Source organism: Antarcticimicrobium luteum (genome assembly GCF_004358185.1).
Taxonomy (GTDB): domain Bacteria; phylum Pseudomonadota; class Alphaproteobacteria; order Rhodobacterales; family Rhodobacteraceae; genus Antarcticimicrobium; species Antarcticimicrobium luteum.
This window is the reverse complement of sequence record NZ_SMUV01000045.1, coordinates 29,437-48,540: the sequence shown is the minus strand read 5'-3', so window position 1 is coordinate 48,540 and position 19,104 is coordinate 29,437. Positions and strand designations below refer to the sequence as shown.

Annotated in this window: 18 protein-coding genes; 5 read left to right on the top strand and 13 right to left on the bottom strand. The window is 67.4% G+C overall.

Going from position 1 to position 19,104, the window contains the following annotated elements:
- Positions 1-81 precede the first annotated feature (81 nt).
- Positions 82-669, bottom strand: coding sequence for a riboflavin synthase (locus E1832_RS03125; protein ID WP_133358277.1), 588 nt, complete (start codon positions 667-669; stop codon positions 82-84).
- A gap of 156 nt (positions 670-825) precedes the next feature.
- Here E1832_RS03125 and E1832_RS03120 point away from each other — a divergent pair, with 156 nt between their 5' ends.
- The 3 genes from E1832_RS03120 to E1832_RS03110 all read left to right on the top strand — a co-directional run bounded on the left by E1832_RS03120 (position 826) and on the right by E1832_RS03110 (position 5,364).
- On the top strand, positions 826-2,118 hold the full coding sequence (locus E1832_RS03120; RefSeq protein ID WP_133358276.1) for a capsule biosynthesis protein: 1,293 nt from the start codon (positions 826-828) through the stop codon (positions 2,116-2,118).
- Positions 2,119-2,213: 95 nt separating this feature from the next.
- Positions 2,214-3,347, top strand: a complete 1,134-nt coding sequence (locus tag E1832_RS03115) for a polysaccharide biosynthesis/export family protein (RefSeq protein WP_133358275.1) — start codon at positions 2,214-2,216, stop codon at positions 3,345-3,347.
- Positions 3,348-3,351: 4 nt separating this feature from the next.
- Entirely contained in the window at positions 3,352-5,364 is a 2,013-nt protein-coding gene (locus E1832_RS03110; RefSeq protein WP_133358274.1) for a capsular polysaccharide biosynthesis protein, read from the top strand.
- Between the two features lie 19 nt (positions 5,365-5,383).
- On the opposite strand, the gene ribD is transcribed toward E1832_RS03110, so the two are convergent.
- Positions 5,384-6,466 carry a bifunctional diaminohydroxyphosphoribosylaminopyrimidine deaminase/5-amino-6-(5-phosphoribosylamino)uracil reductase RibD gene (gene ribD, locus E1832_RS03105; RefSeq protein ID WP_133358282.1) on the bottom strand — a complete coding sequence of 361 codons (1,083 nt, stop codon included), beginning with the start codon at positions 6,464-6,466 and terminating at the stop codon, positions 5,384-5,386.
- 20 nt (positions 6,467-6,486) lie between these two features.
- Positions 6,487-6,954: a transcriptional regulator NrdR gene (gene nrdR / locus E1832_RS03100; RefSeq protein WP_133358273.1), complete on the bottom strand. Its 468-nt coding sequence runs from the start codon at positions 6,952-6,954 to the stop codon at positions 6,487-6,489.
- A gap of 224 nt (positions 6,955-7,178) precedes the next feature.
- On the opposite strand from nrdR, the gene E1832_RS03095 reads away from it, so the two are divergent.
- Positions 7,179-8,594 (top strand): TrkH family potassium uptake protein, encoded by a 1,416-nt coding sequence (locus E1832_RS03095; RefSeq protein WP_133358272.1) that lies wholly within the window; start codon positions 7,179-7,181, stop codon positions 8,592-8,594.
- Positions 8,595-8,840: 246 nt separating this feature from the next.
- Here the strand turns inward: E1832_RS03095 and E1832_RS23080 are convergent, their stop codons facing one another.
- Positions 8,841-8,963 (bottom strand): hypothetical protein, encoded by a 123-nt coding sequence (locus E1832_RS23080; RefSeq protein ID WP_280960197.1) that lies wholly within the window; start codon positions 8,961-8,963, stop codon positions 8,841-8,843.
- 14 nt (positions 8,964-8,977) lie between these two features.
- Between E1832_RS23080 and E1832_RS03090 the strand changes: the two genes are divergently transcribed.
- Entirely contained in the window at positions 8,978-9,163 is a 186-nt protein-coding gene (locus tag E1832_RS03090; RefSeq protein WP_133358271.1) for a hypothetical protein, read from the top strand.
- A gap of 27 nt (positions 9,164-9,190) precedes the next feature.
- On the opposite strand, the gene E1832_RS03085 is transcribed toward E1832_RS03090, so the two are convergent.
- The 9 genes from E1832_RS03085 to E1832_RS03045 all read right to left on the bottom strand — a co-directional run bounded on the left by E1832_RS03085 (position 9,191) and on the right by E1832_RS03045 (position 19,056).
- Positions 9,191-9,610 carry a secondary thiamine-phosphate synthase enzyme YjbQ gene (locus E1832_RS03085; RefSeq protein WP_133358270.1) on the bottom strand — a complete coding sequence of 140 codons (420 nt, stop codon included), beginning with the start codon at positions 9,608-9,610 and terminating at the stop codon, positions 9,191-9,193.
- A gap of 86 nt (positions 9,611-9,696) precedes the next feature.
- On the bottom strand, positions 9,697-10,119 hold the full coding sequence (locus E1832_RS03080; protein WP_133358281.1) for a hypothetical protein: 423 nt from the start codon (positions 10,117-10,119) through the stop codon (positions 9,697-9,699).
- 5 nt (positions 10,120-10,124) lie between these two features.
- Positions 10,125-10,541, bottom strand: a complete 417-nt coding sequence (locus E1832_RS03075; protein WP_165978779.1) for a hypothetical protein — start codon at positions 10,539-10,541, stop codon at positions 10,125-10,127.
- A gap of 171 nt (positions 10,542-10,712) precedes the next feature.
- Positions 10,713-12,692, bottom strand: coding sequence for an RNA polymerase sigma factor RpoD (rpoD, locus tag E1832_RS03070; RefSeq protein WP_133358268.1), 1,980 nt, complete (start codon positions 12,690-12,692; stop codon positions 10,713-10,715).
- A 170-nt stretch (positions 12,693-12,862) separates the two neighbouring features.
- Positions 12,863-14,836, bottom strand: coding sequence for a DNA primase (gene dnaG, locus E1832_RS03065; RefSeq protein ID WP_133358267.1), 1,974 nt, complete (start codon positions 14,834-14,836; stop codon positions 12,863-12,865).
- Between the two features lie 140 nt (positions 14,837-14,976).
- Complete coding sequence (locus E1832_RS03060; protein WP_425358960.1) at positions 14,977-15,276, bottom strand: hypothetical protein; 300 nt, start codon at positions 15,274-15,276, stop codon at positions 14,977-14,979.
- 51 nt (positions 15,277-15,327) lie between these two features.
- A complete protein-coding gene (locus E1832_RS03055) occupies positions 15,328-15,873 on the bottom strand; it encodes a sarcosine oxidase subunit gamma (RefSeq protein WP_133358266.1) in 546 nt (181 codons plus the stop codon).
- Positions 15,866-18,796 (bottom strand): sarcosine oxidase subunit alpha family protein, encoded by a 2,931-nt coding sequence (locus E1832_RS03050; RefSeq protein WP_133358265.1) that lies wholly within the window; start codon positions 18,794-18,796, stop codon positions 15,866-15,868. The genes E1832_RS03055 and E1832_RS03050 overlap by 8 nt, the downstream gene beginning before the upstream one ends.
- Positions 18,793-19,056, bottom strand: a complete 264-nt coding sequence (locus tag E1832_RS03045; RefSeq protein ID WP_133358264.1) for a sarcosine oxidase subunit delta — start codon at positions 19,054-19,056, stop codon at positions 18,793-18,795. The genes E1832_RS03050 and E1832_RS03045 overlap by 4 nt, the downstream gene beginning before the upstream one ends.
- Positions 19,057-19,104: the final 48 nt, after the last annotated feature.

Genomic DNA, 19,104 nt, shown 5'->3' with positions numbered 1-19,104 from the left:
CGAATACATCTGTAAAATCTGGACATCAGACCCAGATCGTTTCATCCTAAATCCGATCCACCAAATGCCGGGACTGAACACCTAGCCCGCCTCGCTCAGCCGCGCCACGTAGCGCGCCAGCGTATCGATTTCGAGGTTGATCCGGTCGCCCACCTGCACAGCGCCCCAGGTTGTCACCGCCTGGGTGTGCGGGATCACGTTGATGCCAAAGGTGTCGCCGGCGACCTCGTTCACCGTCAGCGAGGTGCCATTCAGCGCCACCGACCCCTTGGGCGCGATGAACCGCGCCAGCTCATGCGGCGCCCGGAAGGAGATGCGGGTGCTGTCGCCCTCGTCGGTCAGGCCGGTCACCTCGGCGACCCCGTCCACATGGCCCGAGACGATATGACCGCCCAGTTCGTCGCCGACCTTCAGCGCGCGTTCCAGATTGACCTTCCGTCCCTCGGTCCAATCGCCCAGGTTGGTCTTCGACAGCGTCTCGGCGCTGATCTCCACATCGTACCAGTCCGGACCCAGATCGATCACCGTCAGGCACACCCCGTCGCTGGCGATCGAGGCGCCGATGTCGATGCTCGAGGTGTCGTAGCGCGTCGCGATCCGCGCCCGCAGATCGCCGCGCCGCTCCAGCTCGGATACGGTGCCGACATCGGTGATGATCCCAGTGAACATGGCGCGCCTCCTGCCTTGCTTCGTCCCGACGGAGGTAAACGCCCCGCCCGTCCCCGGCAAGCCCCCGCTTGCGGCGCCGCCCCGCCCGGGTCATAGTTTGGCCAGATTAAAAAGGTATACGCCGCGCATGTTGCATCAAAACGAGCAGTCGCGCAAATGACACGACCGTCCCAGACACGGCGGGTGTTTCTGTTTCTACAGGGGCCGCACGGACCGTTCTACGATGGGCTGGCCCGTATGCTGCGCGCCACCGGCGCCACGGTCTGGCGGGTGGGGTTCAATGCCGGCGACCGCGCCTTCTGGCGCCACCGGGCCAGCTATATCCCCTATCGCGGCGCACTCTCGGACTGGCCCGACCAGATCGACGGCCTGCTGGACGCGCACCAGATCACCGACATCGTGCTCTACGGCGACACCCGGCCCGTCCACGCCGCTGCGGTGCGCGCGGCGCAGGCCCGCGGCCTCACCGTGCATGTGTTCGAAGAGGGCTATATGCGCCCCTATTGGGTCACCTACGAGCGCGGAGGCTCCAACGGCAATTCGCGCCTGATGGAGATGACCATCGCCGAGATGCAGTCGGCGCTGGCGCTGTCGGATATGGAGGCACCGCTGCCCCCCGCCCATTGGGGCGACATGCGCCAGCACGTGTTCTACGGCGCACTCTATCACTGGTTCGTGATGTTCCGGAACGGTGGCTACCGCAATTTCCGCCCCCACCGCGACCTGCCCGTCACCAGAGAGTTTCAGCTCTATCTCCAGCGGCTGCTGCTGATGCCGGTTCACGCCCTCGACCGCTACCTGGCCACAAGGCGCATCCGCAACGGCGGCTTTCCGTACCACCTGGCGCTGCTGCAACTGGAACATGACAGCTCGTTTCAGATGCACTCGCCCTTCTCGACCATGACCGAGTTCCTGGAGCAGGTGATCGGCGGCTTTGCCAAAGGCGCGCCGCGCCACCATCATCTGGTGATCAAGGCGCACCCGCTCGAGGACGGGCGCGTGCCGGCGCGCGACGCGACCCGGCGCCTGGCCCGGGATTTCGGCATCGCCGACCGGGTCCACTACGTCCGCGGCGGCAAGCTGGCGCAGCTGCTCAACGACGCGCGCAGCGCGGTCACGGTGAATTCCACCGCCGGCCAGCAGGTGCTGTGGCGCGGCATCCCGATCAAGGTGTTCGGCCGCGCCGTCTATGCCAAGCCGGAATTCGTCTCGAGCCAGCCGCTGCGCGATTTCTTCGCCGGTGCCACTCGACCAGACAACCGCGCCTACAAGGATTACCGCCGCTTCCTGCTGGAAACCAGCCAGGTTCCCGGCGGTTTCTATTCCCGCCGCGGCCGCCGCCAGTTGCTGCGCCACGTGGTCGACATGATGCTCTCGCCCGAGGATCCCTATGACGCACTGAAATCGGGCACAGCGGCACCACGGCAACACCTTCGCGCCGTGACCTGAGCCAGCCGCGCCGCGGGACTGGATTTTTGTGTCGGATTCCGATAACTTGGCTGAAAAACCTGAGGCAGAACAAAACAGGTCGAGGAGACCGAGCAGTGAAACCCGTGACTTTCCGGTGGGCAAAGCCCGTCGCGCTGCTGGCCGCGCTTGCGCTGCTGGCGTCCTGTGCGTTGCCGCGCGTCGGCCCCAATAAACGCGAAATCTTTGCCGGATCGGTCCAGCGCGAAGGCGACGCCTTTGTCGTCTCTGTCAACGATCGTGTCACCCGCGCCACTGCCGTGGTGCCCGCACTGGGCTTTTCCGGCGCATTCCAGACCGCCGGGCGGCTGACATCCGACACCATCCGCCCCGGCGACATCCTGGGTCTGACCATCTGGGAAAACGTCGATGACGGGCTGCTGGCCAGCCAGGGCACCAACGCCACCATTCTGGACGAGGTTCAGGTTGACAGCGGCGGGTTCATCTTTGTTCCCTATGCCGGGCGGCTCCGCGCGGCCGGCAGCACCCCCGATCAGCTCCGCGAGATCATCACCGAACGGCTGCAGGACCAGACCCCGGACCCGCAGGTGCAGGTCCGCCGCGTCGCCGGCGACGGCTCGACGGTGTCGCTGGTGGGGGCGGTCGGCGCCCCCGGCGTCTATCCGATCGAACGGCCCACCCGCACACTCGCCACCATGCTGGCCCGCGCCGGCGGCGTGACGGTCCGCCCGGAGGTGGCCCAGATCGTGCTCAACCGCGGCACGGAGCAGGGCAAGATCTGGTTCCAGGATCTTTACGACAATCCCAGCCTCGACATCGCCCTGCGCGGCGGCGACCGCATCCTGGTCGAGGAAGACACCCGCGCCTTTACCGCGCTCGGGGCCACCAGCTCGCAGGCGCGCGTGCAGTTCCAGACCCAGGAGCTGTCCGCGCTCGAGGCGATCGCACAGGTCGGCGGTCTGATCTCGACCTCATCGGACCCCACCGGCGTTTTCGTGTTCCGCAACGAACCGGCCGAGATCGCCGGCCAGGTACTCGGCCGCGACGACCTGACCGGCGCGCAACGCATGGTCTATGTACTGAACCTGACCGAGCCGAACGGCATGTTCGTGGCCCGTGATTTCGTGATCCGCGACGACGACACCCTCTATGTGACCGAAGCGCCCTATGCCCAGTGGACCAAGACCATCTCGCTGATCTCGGGCTCGATCACCCCGGTCTCCAGCATCTCGTCGCTGGCCGGCGGCTGAGATCATGACCGGCCAGTGCGGCACGGCAAAGGCCGGGGGCAATCGCCCCCGGCTTTTCGTTTACAACGGCGGGTTCCTGACGCAGCGCCGGGTGCGGCGCATTCTGGCGCTGTCCGGCCACCGCCTCCGCCTCGGCCTTCCCGGCCCCGGGGATGCGGTCGCCGTCTGGGGCGCCGGCCCCACCGCGCACCGCGGCCGCGCCATCGCCGCCAGACGCGGCGCGCCGCTGCTCCGGGTCGAGGACGCCTTTCTGCGCTCGCTGCATCCCGGTCGCGCGGGCGAGCCCCCGATCGGCCTGACCCTCGACTGGTCGGGCGTGCATTTCGACCCCGCCACGCCCTCGGACCTCGAACAGCTCCTCGCCACCCACCCGCTCGACGACAGCGCGCTGCTGAACCGCGCCCGCGACGCCATCGTGCGGATGCGCGAGGCGGCGCTCAGCAAATACAGCGGCTACGACCCCGACGCCCCGCTGCCCGCGCCGCCCTATGTGCTGGTGGTGGACCAGACCCGCGGCGACGCCTCGGTGACGGCCTCCGGCGCCGATGCCGCCCGCTTCCGCGAGATGCTGGTCTTTGCCCAGCTCGAGCATCCCGGCATGCCGGTGGTGATCAAGACCCACCCGGAAACCCAGGCGGGCTATCGTCCCGGCCATTTCGGCCCGCAGGATGCCAACGACCGGGTGCGGCTTCTGACCGATCCGGCCAACCCCTGGGCGCTGCTCGATGGGGCGGTCGGCGTCTATACCGTCTCCTCGCAGATGGGCTTCGAGGCGATCCTCGCCGGCCACAAGCCCCGGATTTTCGGTAAACCCTTTTATGCTGGCTGGGGCCTGACCCAGGACGAGGATCCGGTGCCGCGCCGCCAACGCTCGCTCACCCGCGCCCAGCTCTTTGCCGCGGCGATGATGCTCTACCCCACCTGGTACGACCCCTGCCGCGACCGGCTGTGCGAGCTTGAGACCGTTCTCGGCACGCTCGAGGCGCTGACCCGCGCCTGGCGCGAGGACCGCCGCGGCTGGACCGCCTCAGGCATGCGACTGTGGAAACGCCGGCCGCTGCAGGCGATGTTCGGGCGCGAGAAACGGATGATCTTCTCGGACGATCCGGCGCAGGCCGAGGCGACCGGCCGCCGCCGCATGGTCTGGGCCTCCCGCGCCACCGACGAGGACAAGGACGCCGTGCGCGTCGAGGACGGCTTTCTGCGATCGCGCGGGCTCGGCGCGGACCTTGTGCCGCCGCTGTCGCTGGTGGCCGACGATCTGGGCATCTACTACGACCCGCGTCGTCCCTCGCGGCTGGAGCATCTGATCGCCGCCCGCGCCACCCTGCGCGCCGATCAGCACGCCCGCGCCGAGCGGCTGATCGCGGCGCTGACCGGGGCGGGGCTGAGCAAGTACAATCTGAGCGGCAAAACCTACGATCTGCCGCCCGGCCGCCGCATCCTCGTCCCCGGCCAGGTCGAGGACGACGCCTCGATCCGCACCGGCGCCGGCACCGTGAACACCAACCTTGCCCTGCTGCGCGCCGCGCGGGCCGCCAACCCGGACGCGGTCATCGTCTACAAACCCCACCCGGACGTCGAGGCAGGTCTGCGCCAGGGCGCGGCGGACCCGGAGGGGTTGGCAGATGTCACCGTCCCCCACGCCGACCCCGCCGCCCTGCTGGCGCAGGTGGACGAGCTTTGGACCATGACATCGCTGATGGGGTTCGAGGCACTGCTGCGCGGGGTGCAGGTCACCACCCTCGGCGCGCCGTTTTATGCCGGCTGGGGCCTGACCCGCGACCTGGGCGAGATCCCCGCCCGCCGCAACGCACGGACGACGCTGGAAGGCCTGGTGCACGCCGCCCTCATCGACTACCCGCGCTACCGCGATCCGGTCACAGGCCTGCCCTGCCCGGTCGAGGTGATCGTCGAGCGGCTCGTGAAGGATGAAATCCCCCGCCCCGCGCTGGCCAACCGGACGCTGTCGAAACTGCAGGGGCTTTTTGCCACCTACGCCCATCTGTGGCGCTAGCCTTGGCGGATCGGCCGGCTCACTCCTCGCGCAGCGCGCGGGTCCAGCGGGTCATCACGTCGGGGCCAAGCGCGCGGGTCTCCAGCAGATCGAACCGCGGCGCCCCGGCCAGACGGCCCAGCCCCAGCGCGCCGATCGCCGGCAGCCCCTCGGCTCCGATCGCCAGCCCGGCGGTAAACCCCACCAGCTCGTCCACCAGATCCTCGGCCAGCAGCGAGGCGGCCAGCGCGCTGCCCCCCTCGCAGAACACCCGGGTCAGTCCTGCCGCGCCAAGCTGGCGCAACACGTCATGCGGATCCAGTTGCACCCCCCTGACCGCGCAGGGCAACAGCCGCGCGCCCAAGCCTTCCCAGGCGCGGATGCGCTCTGCATCCGCACCGGTGCCGTGACAAAGCCAGACCGGCACATCGCCGGCGCCGCGCGCCAGCTGCCCCAAGAGCGGCAGGTCCAGATGGCGCGAGACCACCACCCGCACCGGCTGATGCGTCACCCCCAGATCCCGCACGGTGAGCGAGGGGTCGTCGGCCCGCGCCGTGCCCGCCCCCACCATCACCGCGTCATGGCGCGCGCGCAGCCCGTGCACCGCGCGGCGCGCCTGCGGCCCGGTGATCCACTTGCTCTCGCCGGTGGCGGTGGCGATGCGGCCGTCAAAGCTGCCGGCCAGTTTCAGCGTGACCAGTGGCCGGCCCTGTTCGGTCCTGAGAAAGAAGCCGGCGTGATCGCGCGCCGCCTGATCGGCCAGCACGCCGGTGGTCACCTCGATCCCGTGCATCCGCAACCGCTCGAACCCCTGGCCCGAAACGCGCGGGTCGCTGTCCTGCAGCGGCGCCACCACCCGGGCGATGCCGGCGGCGATCAGCGCGTCGGCGCAGGGCGGCGTCTGGCCGTGATGCGAACAGGGCTCCAGCGTGACATAGGCGGTGGCGCCGCGCGCCAGTTCGCCCGCCTGCTCCAGGGCGATGGGTTCCGCATGCGGCCGCCCGCCCGGTCCGGTCCAGCCGCGACCGACGATGCGGTCATCGCGGACGATCACACAGCCGACCGCCGGATTGGGCCAGCAGCGCCCCTGCCCGCGCCGGCCCAGCGACAGGGCCAGCGCCATGAAGCGCCGGTCGCCCTGGCTCACCCTTCGGGGGCGGCGTCGGGCCGCAGTTCGTGCACAAAACTTTCGAAATCGTCCGCAGCCTGGAAGTTCTTGTAAACGCTGGCAAACCGGACATAGGCGACGGTGTCGATCCGGGCCAGCGCCTCCATCACGATCTCGCCGATCTTCTTCGAGGGGATGTCGGTATCGCCCATGCTCTCCAGCCGCCGCACGATACCCGAGATCATTTGGTCGATGCGCTCGGGGTCGATGGGACGTTTCTGCATCGAGATGCGGATCGAGCGTTCCAGCTTGTCGCGGTCGAAATCCTCCCGCTTGCCGCTCGACTTGATCACCACAAGATCGCGCAGCTGCACCCGCTCATAGGTGGTGAAACGCCCGCCGCAGGCCGGACAGAACCGCCGCCGCCGGATCGCCACGTGATCCTCGGCCGGGCGCGAATCCTTGACCTGCGTGTCTATGTTTCCGCAAAACGGGCAGCGCATCAGCCGTCCCCCTCATTCGTTGATCTGCCTCTTTGTGGGCACTGTGGCACACTTATCCACAACTATAGGCCACCCGCTAGGGTTTGGGTAGAGGGGAAATAGGACCGCAATAGATGGGATGGGCCAAGGCACCTTGCCTTTTACGCCCGACGGTGACCTAGTGCCGGACATCAGTGCCATCAGTTCCGGATCCCGGCGCAGTCGCAAGACGCCCCAACATCGCCATGACCTTCGTCGCCTTCATCAATGGCATCGTCATGATGGCCATGTCGGCCCTCATGGCCCTGACTGCGGTGCTGTTTCCCGGCACCGCGCTGGAATTCACCGAAGGCTTTGTACTGACCGGATTTCTCGGCACCGTGGTGACCATCGCCTCGGCGCATCCGCGGCTCGACCTGCGGCCCCGGCATATCTTTCCTCTGACCGCCTCGGTCTGGCTGCTCGCCGCGCTCTGCGGCGCGCTGCCGCTGTACCTGTGGCAGATGACCGGGCCGGACGCCTTTTTCGAAGCAATGTCGGGGATCACCACCACCGGCTCCACGGTGATGTCGGGGCTCGACCGGACACCGAAAGGCATCCTGTTCTGGCGTGCGCTGCTTCAGGCGCTCGGCGGCATCGGCTTTGTCGTCACCGGGGTGGCGCTGCTGCCGGTGCTGAAGGTGGGCGGGATGCAGCTGTTTCGCACCGAAAGCTCGGAACTGGGCGAGAAGGAGCTGGCCAATGCCGCGCGCTTCGCGCTGGCCACCCTGGTGGTCTACGGGGCGCTGATGGGGGGCTGTTTCCTGGCCTATATCGTGGGGGGCATGTCGGTCTTCGACGCGATCGTGCATGCGATGACGACCCTGTCGACGGGGGGATACTCCAACTATGACGCCTCCTTTGGCCATTTCGACAGCGCATTTTTGCAATATGCGGCCACCCTCTTCATGCTGCTCGGCGGTCTGCCGTTCGCCTGGTATATCCGCGCGATCCTGAAACGCCGCTATTCCAGCGAGCAGATCGGACGCTATCTGCAGTTCCTCGCCGGCGTCATCGCGCTGCTGACGCTCTGGCTGGTCGTCACCTCGCATCTGCCGGTTGAAGTGGCCTTCCGCCAGGTCGCCTTCAACGTGGTCTCGGTTGTGACCACGACCGGGTTCGCCACGGTCGATTACACCGCCTGGGGGTCTTTCGCGGTGGCGGTGTTCTTTGCCATCACCGCCGTCGGGGGCTGTACCGGGTCAACCTCTGGCGGCGCCAAGATGATGCGCTGGGTGGTGTTCTTTCGCACCGCCCGGCAAGAGATCCGGCGGATCCGGCTGCCCCATGTGGTGGGCGTCGCCCGCTATGACGGACGGCCGATCGGGGCGGATGTGGTCGCCGGTGTGACCACCTTTTTCACGCTCTATTTCGGCACCGTTTTCGCCCTGGCCATCGCGCTCAACCTGATCGGGCTGGATTTCCTCACCGCGCTCAGCGGCGCGCTGACGGCGGTGGCCAATGTCGGCCCCGGTGTGGGTGGGATCATCGGGCCGGCGGGCAATTTCGCCCCGCTCGGCGATGGCGCCAAGATGCTGATTTCCGGCGGCATGTACCTGGGACGGCTGGAACTGATGACGGTTCTGGTGATGCTCACCCCGGCCTATTGGCGGGCGTTCTAGGGCATCGTTCATCCGGTCTGAACCAAAACGACAGCTCACCCAACAGAACAAGCCGCGCAAGGGGGCTTGGCTCGCAGGGTCACTTGAGTTCAGGAGATCCAGCCCCGGCCCGCCCTGCCACGGCACCCCAGGAGACGCCGGCCCAAAGCCCAGCAAACTCTTGCTTCAACGCAAATCCGAGAGAAATTTACAGCCGATGCCGCCTCCCGATCCGGGGTGGGGCAGCGTATTTTTTTCGGTTTCCATTCAGGCGGTTCCAGCATGGCGATCTTGCGCGAATTCGTCGATTATCGACAGACTTGGCTCCACATCGGCGGCAGCGAGGACGACGTTTCCGTCGGCTGCGGCGACAGTTTCGAATTCTTCCACCTCGCCCCGGCACCGTGGCGGTCACCGATTTCGCAATCGCCACCGGCTGGATCATGTTGGACGCGGCGGGCTTCAAATCCCTGTCCTTCGCCGACAGCACGGCGGGCGCCGTCGTGACCATGACGGGATCCGACCTGAAGATCGTGCTCGAAGGGCTCTCCACCGCCGATCTGATCGCCTCGGACGTCGTCTTTTTGTGACGCCCTCCAGCGTCCGCGCCCGGCGCCTCAGCCCAGATGCGCCGCGACCCGCCGCTGATGCGGGGCATCGCGGTGTTCGAACAGATAGATCCCCTGCCAGGTGCCCAGCACCGGCCGCCCCCGCGCCACCGGGATCGTCAGGCTGACCGGCAATAGCGCGGCCTTGATATGCGCCGGCATGTCGTCCGGCCCCTCGTAGGTATGGCGCAGATAGGCCATCGACGGATCCGTACTGGGCGGCACCAGCCGGGCAAAGAACGCCTCCAGATCGCCGCGCACCTGCGGATCGGCGTTCTCCTGGATCACCAGCGAGCAGGAGGTATGGCGCACGAACAGCGTCAGCAGCCCCTCGGCCACGCCGGTGCCGCCGACCCAGCGCACAACCTCTGCGGTGACCTCATAAAGGCCGGGGCCGGTGGTGTTCATATGAAATTCGGTCTGCGCCATGACGCCACTAAGGCGCGGCGGGGCGCGCTTTGCAAGGGGGCCGCCCTGTCAGCCTGGTTTGTCGGCGTGACCTGTCGGCCCGCGCCTCAGGGCCAAAGCCGCCAGGGCAATTCGTCGAACCGGTTGCCATAGCAATATTGCCGCGCCATCGCCGTGCTCAGATTGTCGCCCGCGCGCCGCACCGTCAGCGAATACCCTGTCGTGGTATCCGCCCCCGGCGGCGGCGACAGCGCAAAGTGAACCGCCTTGCGCCCCGGCCTCACCGCCGAGGGTCCGACCGGCCGCCAGATATAGATCCGCTGCGCCGCCGGCACCCCCAGAACCGCAGTGGCATAGTCGCCGATGCCGCACCAGTAATCCTGAGCACCCGAACCGACCCGTCCGACCACCTCGTAAACCCCGCCGCCCAGCGCCTGCACCTCGTGACCGTTCACCGCGCGCCAGGCCTGCGCCGCGCCCGGCAGGGCGATCAGCAGCGCCGCCAGCCCCATATGCACCGCCCGGATCATCGGGATCAGGGCCGCACCGGCGGCGGCGCGCAATGCGTCGCGGCCTGCTGCACCGACATGCGATCTCCCGGCCGCAGCCGGTTGAGCACAAAGAACAGCTCGCGCGGTTGCGGCGGCACCGCCTGCGCGTCCAGCGTGAACTGCACCGCCGTGCGGCGGCCCGTGGTCACGCTGGGTCCGCGCCCGCGCAGCACATGGATCTTCGCCGACCAGGGCGCGTTCAGAACCCGCCGGGCATAGTCGGAGGCGCCGCACCAGTACACGTCGGCCGAACCGGCCGTGCGCGCGATCACCTCGAAGGCGACATCGCTGATCGGATAGGCCCGGGTATCGCGCCGCCCGCTGAATGCCTCTGCAGGGATCGGCAAGGCAAGACAGAGGGCGGTCAGCGCCGCCAGTACAGGGGAAATCGGTTTCATCATGTCACAAGGTCTAATGGAAAACACCGGCAGTGTACCGCGAAACGCGGTCGCACGGTAGGGAGGTCGGGTAACGCCTGTGCGAGGGAATGCCGCTGGCCCCGCCCGCTCGGCGGATGCTCGCCCAGCCGAAGCGTTCCGAAAGAAAAAGGCGCCCCGCGGGGCGCCCTCTCGTTACTGATCCAGGAACGACCGCAGCTTCCGCGATCGCGAGGGGTGCTTCAGCTTGCGCAGCGCCTTGGCCTCGATCTGCCGGATCCGTTCGCGGGTCACGCTGAACTGCTGGCCCACTTCCTCCAGCGTGTGGTCGGTGTTCATGCCGATGCCGAAGCGCATCCGCAGAACCCGTTCCTCGCGCGGGGTGAGGCTGGCCAGAACCCGGGTCGTGGTCTCCTTCAGGTTTTCCTGAATGGCGGAATCCAGCGGCAGGACGGCGTTCTTGTCCTCGATGAAATCGCCAAGCTGGCTGTCCTCCTCGTCGCCGATGGGGGTTTCGAGGCTGATCGGTTCCTTGGCGATTTTCATCACCTTGCGAACCTTCTCCAGCGGCATCTGCAGCTTTTCGGCCAGTTCCTCCGGCGTCGGCTCGCGGCCGATCTCATGCAGCATCTGCCGCCCGGTGCGCACCAGCTTGTTGATCGTCTCGATCATATGCACCGGGATACGGATGGTGCGGGCCTGATCCGCGATGGAGCGGGTGATCGCCTGACGGATCCACCAGGTCGCATAGGTGCTGAACTTGTAGCCGCGGCGATACTCGAACTTGTCCACGGCCTTCATCAGGCCGATGTTACCTTCCTGAATGAGATCAAGGAATTGCAGACCGCGGTTGGTGTATTTCTTGGCGATCGAGATCACCAGCCGCAGGTTCGCCTCGACCATTTCCTTCTTGGCCTGACGCGCCTCTTTCTCGCCCTTCTGGACCTGCTGGACGATGCGGCGGAACTCGCTGATGTCGAGGCCGACGTACTGGCCCACCTGGGCCATTTCAGCGCGCAGCTCGCCGACCTTGTCGCTCGAGCGCTCGATGAACATCTTCCAGCCGCGCCCGGCCTTTTGCGCCATGTCCTCCAGCCAGGTCGGGTCCAGCTCGCGGCTGCGATAGGCATCGATGAACTCGCGGCGGTTGATCCGGGCCTGGTCGGCCAGTTTCACCATCGAGCCGTCGATTGCCATCACCCGGCGGTTGATGCCGTAAAGCTGATCGATCAGCGCCTCGATCCGGTTGTTGTGCAAATGCAGCCCGTTGACCAGATGCACGATCTCCGAGCGCAGCTTCTGATAGATGGCCTCATCGGATTTCGAGAAATCACCGGTGTCGCCCAACGTCGCGGCGATACGGCTGTCCTGCATTTCGGACAGCTGAGCATAATCGAGCGAGATCCGCTCCAGCGTGCTCAGCACCTGATCCTTGAGCGCGGCCTCCATCGCGGCCAGCGACATGTTGGCCTGATCCTCTTCCTCGTCATCGTCGTCCTTGGCGATGGGGTTGCCGTCCGCATCCAGCTCCGGACCGCTGTCGGTCTCTGGCTTGCTCGACGCCACCGAGGAGGTGTCGACGATCGGCTCGGCCTCTTCGTCGCCCATCTGATTGCCAAAGGTGGCCTCCAGATCGATCACGTCGCGCAGCAGGATGTCCTCGGACAGCAATTCGTCATGCCAGATGGTGATCGCCTGAAAGGTCAGCGGGCTTTCGCAAAGCCCGGCGATCATCGTGTTGCGGCCGGCCTCGATCCGCTTGGCGATGGCGATCTCGCCCTCGCGGGACAGCAATTCGACGCTGCCCATCTCGCGCAGGTACATGCGCACCGGATCATCGGTGCGGTCCAGCTTTTCGGCCTGCTGGCTGGCCAGCGTGACCTCGCGGGCGCTATCGGTGGTGATGACCTCGGTCGAACCCTTTTGCTCTTCCTCTTCGGCCTCTTCATCCTCGATGATGTTGATGCCCATCTCGGAGAGCATGGACATCACATCTTCGATCTGCTCCGAACTCACCTGATCGGGGGGCAGAACCTGATTGAGCTGATCATAGGTGATGTAGCCTTTCTCGCGGGCCTCGGCGATCATCTTCTTGACCTGGGACTGGCTCATGTCCAGCGTGATTTCCGCGTCCTGGTCCTCGGGTTTCTGGTCCTCGGTGTCCTTGGCTGCCATTCAATGCTCCTGCAGGGGCTTGGGGTGATTCGGTCTGGAACGAATCACTCGAACGATCCGGCGATTCGGTCACCCGTTCACCTGATTGTCCACCTCTATACGTTACAAAAGGCCGCCTCAACGGCCCGAATTCTCAATCTTACTGCGGTTTCGGCGCTGTTAGGCGCGAATCAACCACGCGACCGTCCCCCTCTGGTAAAGTCGATCTTGTCGAACACCTTGTCGCGGTATTCGACATCCGACTTGTCCAGCGCCAGCCCGTTCTCGGCCAGCACCGACTCACTCCCCCCTTCCATCTCGATCCGATAGGATCGCGATCGCGCCTCGGCCGCTTGTCCCAGGCGCCAGGTCATCGCCTCGTCCGCCATCCCGGTCAGCTCCTCCACCGCCTCGGCGACCTCGGCATATAGCCCGCGCCGCGCCTCGAGTTTTGCGAGCTCCTCGGCCAGGGTCATCCGGGCCAGATCGGTTTCGCCGGGTTTGCGCACACAGGGACTGATTGCCACATGGCGCAACCGATAGAGGTTTTCAAGGGCCTCCGGCCCGGCCACGGCAGCGATCGCCGCCTTCAGCTCGCCGGGCGCGGCATCGGCATGGCGCAGGATCACATCGCGCAGCAGGGCGTGATCGCGGTCGGCGCAGGCCATCGCCTCGATCCGGTGCTCGAATTCGCCGATCAGCTCCGGCGCGGCGATCGCCGTGGCCAGGATCACCGCCTCGCGCATATGGGTCTCGGCTTCCTCCCCCGCCGCCACCAGCAGCGAGGATTTGGCGCTGGCCGACGGCGGCAACGGCACCGCCTTGCCGCCCCGCCACGGCTGTGCACGCCATGTTCCGCCGCCCTGGGGCGGCTGTTTCTTCGGGCGGAACAACTCCCAGCGCAGATCCTTGATCGCCTGCCCGTAGTGACTGCGGATCGAGGGGTCGCGGATCGCCTTGATCCGCTCGCGCAGCGTCTTGTCCAGCGCCGCCTTGCGCTCGGGGCTGTCGAAATCCCTGCCTTCAGTTTCGCGCTGCCACAGCAGCCGCACCATCGGCTGCGCCTGATCCAGAACCGCCTGCACCGCCCCGGCCCCCTCTGCGCGCAGCAGATCGTCCGGATCCTGCCCCTCGGGCATCAGCGCAAAGCGCAGCGACTTGCCCGCCTCCAGCAGCGGCAGCGCCAGATCGATCAGCCGCATCGCCGCGCCCAGCCCCGCCTTGTCGCCGTCGAGCGCGATCACCGGCTCGTCCGAGATGCGCCACAGCAGTTGCAGCTGCGTCTCGGTGATGGCGGTGCCCAGCGGCGCCACCGCCGCCTCGAACCCGGCCTCGGCCAGGGCGATCACATCCATATAGCCCTCGGCCACCACCAGCGGCTGGCCCTTGCCCGCCGCCGTCCGCGCCGGCCCGTGGTTGAACAGCGACCGCCCCTTGTCGAACAGCTCGGTCTCCGGGCTGTTGAGATACTTGGCGTTGTCGGTCGGGTCCAGCGCCCGGCCGCCAAAGGCGATCGCCCGTCCACGCGCATCGCGGATCGGGAACATGATCCGGTTGCGGAAGGTGTCATAGGGCTTGCCGCCCTTGTTGGACGGTTTCGCCAGCCCGGCGGCCGCGATCAGCTCGTCCTCCACCCCTTTGTCGCGCAGATGATCCCACAGATTCTGCCAGCCCGGCGGCGCGAGGCCGATCTCCCACCGTTCCAGCGCCGCGGCAGTCAGCCCCCGGCGCGTCAGGTAATCGCGCGCCTCGGCCCCGGCCGCGGTCCTGAGTTGCAGGCGAAAGAATTGCACCGCCTGTTCCATCACCTCGACCAGCTGGCCGCGCCGGTCGGCCTTTTGCTGCGCCCGGGGATCCTGTTTCGGTATCTCCATCCCGGCCTCGCGGGCCAGGATCTCCACCGCCTCGATGAACGAGACATTCTCGGTCTCTTTCACAAAACCGATGGCGTCGCCCTTGGCCTGGCAGCCGAAGCAGTAATAGAATCCCTTGCGATCATCGACGTGAAAGCTGGCGGTCTTTTCATGATGAAACGGGCAAGGCGCCCACATGTCGCCCTTGGCCTGGTTCGATTTACGCGAATCCCAGATCACCTTGCGGCCGACCACCTGCGTAAGCGAGGTGCGGCTGCGCAATTCGTCCAGGAATCCGGGGGGCAGTGACATGGGCGCGATTATCCTCGCATTGGAGAAGCCTGTCCAGAGCGGGCGGCGACACGGACGCCGCCCGGTACATATAGCAGGCGATCAGCGGCGCCTGTGCCCGAGCCTGCCGCGCCAAGGTGCGGGCCGGCGCGACGCGCTGTTCACTGCTTGAGGCAGAGCTCGTTCCAGGCCGCCGAGAGATCCTCGTTTCGGATCACCTTCATCTTCTGCTCATAAACCCAGGGCGCGATCAGCGGGATCGCGTTGTTGTAGTTGTCCGGCCACTCCGGACCGGTCGCCGCGATCGCTTCGGGAACATCGCGTTCCTTGACCCGATCCAGCCGCGCCTGCTGGATCGCCGCCACCACCTGCGCCTGATAGGCACAGCTTTGCTCCTTGCTGTCGGCGGCAAGCGCGGGCGAGGCCAGAAGGGCGGCGACAAGGGTCAGGCGGATCAACATCGGGCAGCTCCTGAATCGGGTCTTTGAATCGGGTCTTTGTCGCCCGCCACCCTAGCCGCGCGCCGCGACCGCTTCCATGGCCGTTTTCAAATCGTGAACCAGTGTCGCAGCCATCGAGCGGAACACCAGGATCAAAAAGGCCCGCTCGCCCACCCGGGTGACCGATCCGGCCATATGCGCCACCTGGCTGCGCACCGTGTGGCCGCGTTTGAAGACAGACCCGCGCAGATCCACCGGCACCAGCCGCGCCAGAACCGCCTCGGCCGCCTCTCCCTCCAGCCGCACGGCGGTCCAGGCATCGCTCTGATCGCTCAGCGCGGCATGGTCTGCCAGCCCCGGATCGGGCGCCGGCCCCAGCAACAGCGCCTGCTCGCGCCCGGCCCAGATCGCCCGCGCGCCGGCCTTGCCGGTGGCGCGGTTCGGGGACGGAAACGCCATGCCATGGGCCGCCTTCAACCGCTCCGACAGCGCCGCGCCCTGCGCCCGATAGGGCAGCAGCGCGGTGATCACGCCCAGATCCTCTTCCCGCGCAGCGACCGATCCGATCTCAAGCGGCAACACCCCGTCACATGGGGATTTCGCAACCAGTTCAGCCACGCACGCGCCCTCCCTTGGGATCGAAGAACACCGGATCGACCACCTCGCACAGCGTCTCGACCCCGCGCAGATGATCGACCATCTTCACCACCTCACCGCGCCGTTCAGGTCCGCGCCGCAGGAACCCCAGCGCCACCATATGCCCCAGCGTCGGCGAATAGGCGGCCGAGGTGACATAACCCTGATCGTTCTCGCGCACCGGCGCCGCGTCCTTCTCGAACAGATGCCCGCCGGCGGTGATCAGCTTTACCGCCCCCACCGGCTTCAGCCCGACCAGCCGCTCCCGCTCGGGGTCCAGCAGCCCGGGCCGCTGGCTCAGCGTCTTGCCGATGCAATCCTTCTTGGCCGAGACCATCCGCCCCATGCCGGCATCGAAGGCGGTGACGCGGCCATGGATCTCGGCATGGGTGATCAGCCCCTTTTCGATGCGCAGAACGTTCAGCGCCTCCATCCCGTAGGCACCGCCGCCCACCCCCTCGGCGCGGGCCACCAGCGCCCGGAACAGGCTGTCGCCAAAGCGCGCCGGCACCGCCAGCTCATAGGCATGTTCGCCCGAGAACGAGATGCGGAACAGCCGCCCTTCCGCCCCCAGCACCTTGACCGGCCCGCAGGCCATGAAGGGCCAGTCCCCGTCCGCCAGCGGATCATCCAGCAGCCCGTTCAGCAAGTCCCGCGATTTCGGCCCGGCGACGGCGAACTGCGCCCATTGCTCGGTGACCGAGGTGAACCGCACATCCAGCTCCGGCCGCAGCCCCTGACTGACAAAATCAAGATGCCGCATCACCTCGCCCGCCGCCGCAGTGGTGGTGGTCATCAGGTAATGCGTATCGCCCAGCCGCGCGGTCGTGCCGTCGTCCATGACCGTGCCGTCCTCGCGCAGCATCAGCCCATAGCGCACCCGTCCCACCTTCAGCGTGCTGAAGGTATTGGAATAGACGAAATCAAGGAATTCCCCCGCGTCCGGCCCCTGTATGTCGATCTTGCCCAGCGTGGAGACGTCACAGACGCCGACCGCCTCGCGCACCATGCTCACCTCGCGGTCGCAGGATTGCCGCCAGGTCTTTTCCCCGGGCGCGGGGAAATAGCCGGGCCGGTACCACAGCCCCGCCTCGATCATCGGCGCGCCGCGTTCGACGCTCGCCCTGTGGCTGGTGGTGAACCGTTCGGGCGCGAACCCCTTGCCCTGCCCGCCGGCGCCCAGCGCCGCGATGGCGATCGGACTATAGGGCGGGCGAAAGGTGGTCGTCCCGGTCTCGGGAATGGCGCGCCCCGTCGCATCCGCCAGAACCGCCAGCGCCGAGACGTTCGAGCTTTTGCCCTGATCGGTGGCCATGCCCTGCGTGGTGTAGCGTTTCATATGCTCGACCGAGCGGTAATTCTCCGCCGCCGCCTGTTTCACATCCTTCACCGTCACGTCGTTCTGGAAATCCAGCCAGGCCCGCCCCTTGCCCGCCACCGCCCAGAGCGGAGCGATGCGACAGGCCTCTTCCTCCGCCGCCGGCAAATCCACCTTGGGCGCGGTCATCCCCAGCGCCTCCAATGCGCCGCGCGCCGCCCCGGCCCCCTCGCGCAGACAGGCCAGGGTCGCAAAGGTGCCGTTGCAGGCGCCCGCCGCGATCATCCCCGGCACCGCGCCGGGCGTGGGCACGAAGGCGGCGATGTCGTCCCGCCAGACCGGCCGCGCGTTCATGTGACAGCTCAGATGGACGCTCGGGTTCCAGCCCCCCGACATCGCCAGGCAATCGGTGTCCACCCGTGCCTCACCGGCGGGCGAGCGCAGGGTGATCGCCTCCAGCGCCAGACGCCCCACGCTGCCGACCACCTGCGCGCCGCGATGCACCTCGAACAGGTCCGATCCCGGCGCATCCTCGCGGCTGTCGATCACCGCGACCACATCCACCCCGGCCCGGACCAGATCCCGCGCCGTCCGGTGGGCGTCGTCGTTGTTGGCAAAGACACTCACCGCGCGCCCCGGGCTCACCCCCCAGCGGTTGAGATAGGCGCGCACCGCGCCGGCGGTCATGATCCCCGGCCGGTCGTTGTCGGGAAAGGCGACCGGCCGCTCCAAAGCGCCCGCCGCCAGCACGGAGCGTTTCGCCACGATGCGCCAGAAACACTCCAGCGGCAGCCCCTCGGCCCGCGCCCGGTGGTGCCCCACCCGCTCCAGCGCCGCAAAGGTGCCCTGATCATAGGCCCCGGCGACGGTGGTGCGCGCCATCAGCCGCACGTTCTCCATCGCCGCCAGCTCGTCCAGCACCTCGGCGGCCCATTCGTGACCCGGACGCCCCTCGATCGTGTGGGTCTCGGCCAGCAGCCGGCCGCCCATTCGGGCCTCCTCGTCGGCCAGGATCACATCCGCCCCGGCCCGGCCCGCGACCAGCGCGGCCATCAGCCCGGCGGGCCCCGCCCCGATCACCAGAAGATCGCAGAACGCATAGGCGCGCTCGTAGCGATCCGCATCCGGCACCCCCGACAGCGCCCCCAGACCGGCGGCGCGCCGGATCGCCGGTTCATAGAGCTTTTCCCAGAACGCCTTCGGCCACATGAAGGTCTTGTAGTAGAACCCCGCGCCAAGGAACGGCGCCGCCAGATCGTTCAGGCCCAGCAGGTCGTATTTCAGCGACGGCCAGGCGTTCTGGCTGCGCGCCTCCAGCCCCTCATAGATCTCCTGCACCGTGGCGCGCGTATTGGGCGCCCGCCGCCCGCCCCGGCCGATGGTGACCAGCGCGTTGGGCTCCTCGCTTCCCGCCGTCAGGATGCCGCGCGGGCGGTGGTACTTGAACGACCGCCCCACCAGCTTCACCCCGTTGGCCAGCAGCGCCGAGGCCAGCGTATCGCCCTCCAGCCCCGCGTACCGCACCCCGTCGAACCGGAACGGGACCGAGCGCGAGCGGTCCAGCAGCCCCTTGCCCGCCACCCTCATCGCGCCGCCTCCGCGGCCAGCCGCGCCTCCAGCACCGCATGGGTGACCGTATCGCGCCGCACCTCCAGCCAGGCGCCGCAACCGTCGGCGTGATACCACAGATCCCGCGTCTCGCCCGCCGGGTTGTCGCGCAGGAACACGTACTCGTCCCAGGCCTCCGCGCCCGCATCTGGCTCCGGCCGGTCCAGCGCCACCGCGGCGCCCTTGTAATAGAATTCCCGGCGATCCCGGTCGCCGCAGAGCGGACAGGTGATCCTCATCGCGCGCGCCCCTGCTTCTTCTTTGCGGACATACTCAAATCCGGCGCC

What these genes read in the sequence shown, in the direction of transcription:
- E1832_RS03045 (WP_133358264.1), bottom strand. Translation starts at nt 19,056, where the DNA reads ATGAGGATCACCTGTCCGCTCTGCGGCGACCGGGATCGCCGGGAATTC.
- E1832_RS03085 (WP_133358270.1), bottom strand. Translation starts at nt 9,610, where the DNA reads ATGGCGCAGACCGAATTTCATATGAACACCACCGGCCCCGGCCTTTAT.
- dnaG (WP_133358267.1), bottom strand. Translation starts at nt 14,836, where the DNA reads ATGTCACTGCCCCCCGGATTCCTGGACGAATTGCGCAGCCGCACCTCG.
- E1832_RS03060 (WP_425358960.1), bottom strand. Translation starts at nt 15,276, where the DNA reads ATGTTGATCCGCCTGACCCTTGTCGCCGCCCTTCTGGCCTCGCCCGCG.
- nrdR (WP_133358273.1), bottom strand. Translation starts at nt 6,954, where the DNA reads ATGCGCTGCCCGTTTTGCGGAAACATAGACACGCAGGTCAAGGATTCG.
- E1832_RS03095 (WP_133358272.1), top strand. Translation starts at nt 7,179, where the DNA reads ATGACCTTCGTCGCCTTCATCAATGGCATCGTCATGATGGCCATGTCG.
- E1832_RS03080 (WP_133358281.1), bottom strand. Translation starts at nt 10,119, where the DNA reads ATGATCCGGGCGGTGCATATGGGGCTGGCGGCGCTGCTGATCGCCCTG.
- ribD (WP_133358282.1), bottom strand. Translation starts at nt 6,466, where the DNA reads ATGGCGCTGGCCCTGTCGCTGGGCCGGCGCGGGCAGGGGCGCTGCTGG.
- E1832_RS03110 (WP_133358274.1), top strand. Translation starts at nt 3,352, where the DNA reads ATGACCGGCCAGTGCGGCACGGCAAAGGCCGGGGGCAATCGCCCCCGG.
- E1832_RS03120 (WP_133358276.1), top strand. Translation starts at nt 826, where the DNA reads ATGACACGACCGTCCCAGACACGGCGGGTGTTTCTGTTTCTACAGGGG.
- rpoD (WP_133358268.1), bottom strand. Translation starts at nt 12,692, where the DNA reads ATGGCAGCCAAGGACACCGAGGACCAGAAACCCGAGGACCAGGACGCG.
- E1832_RS03075 (WP_165978779.1), bottom strand. Translation starts at nt 10,541, where the DNA reads ATGATGAAACCGATTTCCCCTGTACTGGCGGCGCTGACCGCCCTCTGT.
- E1832_RS03125 (WP_133358277.1), bottom strand. Translation starts at nt 669, where the DNA reads ATGTTCACTGGGATCATCACCGATGTCGGCACCGTATCCGAGCTGGAG.
- E1832_RS03050 (WP_133358265.1), bottom strand. Translation starts at nt 18,796, where the DNA reads ATGAGGGTGGCGGGCAAGGGGCTGCTGGACCGCTCGCGCTCGGTCCCG.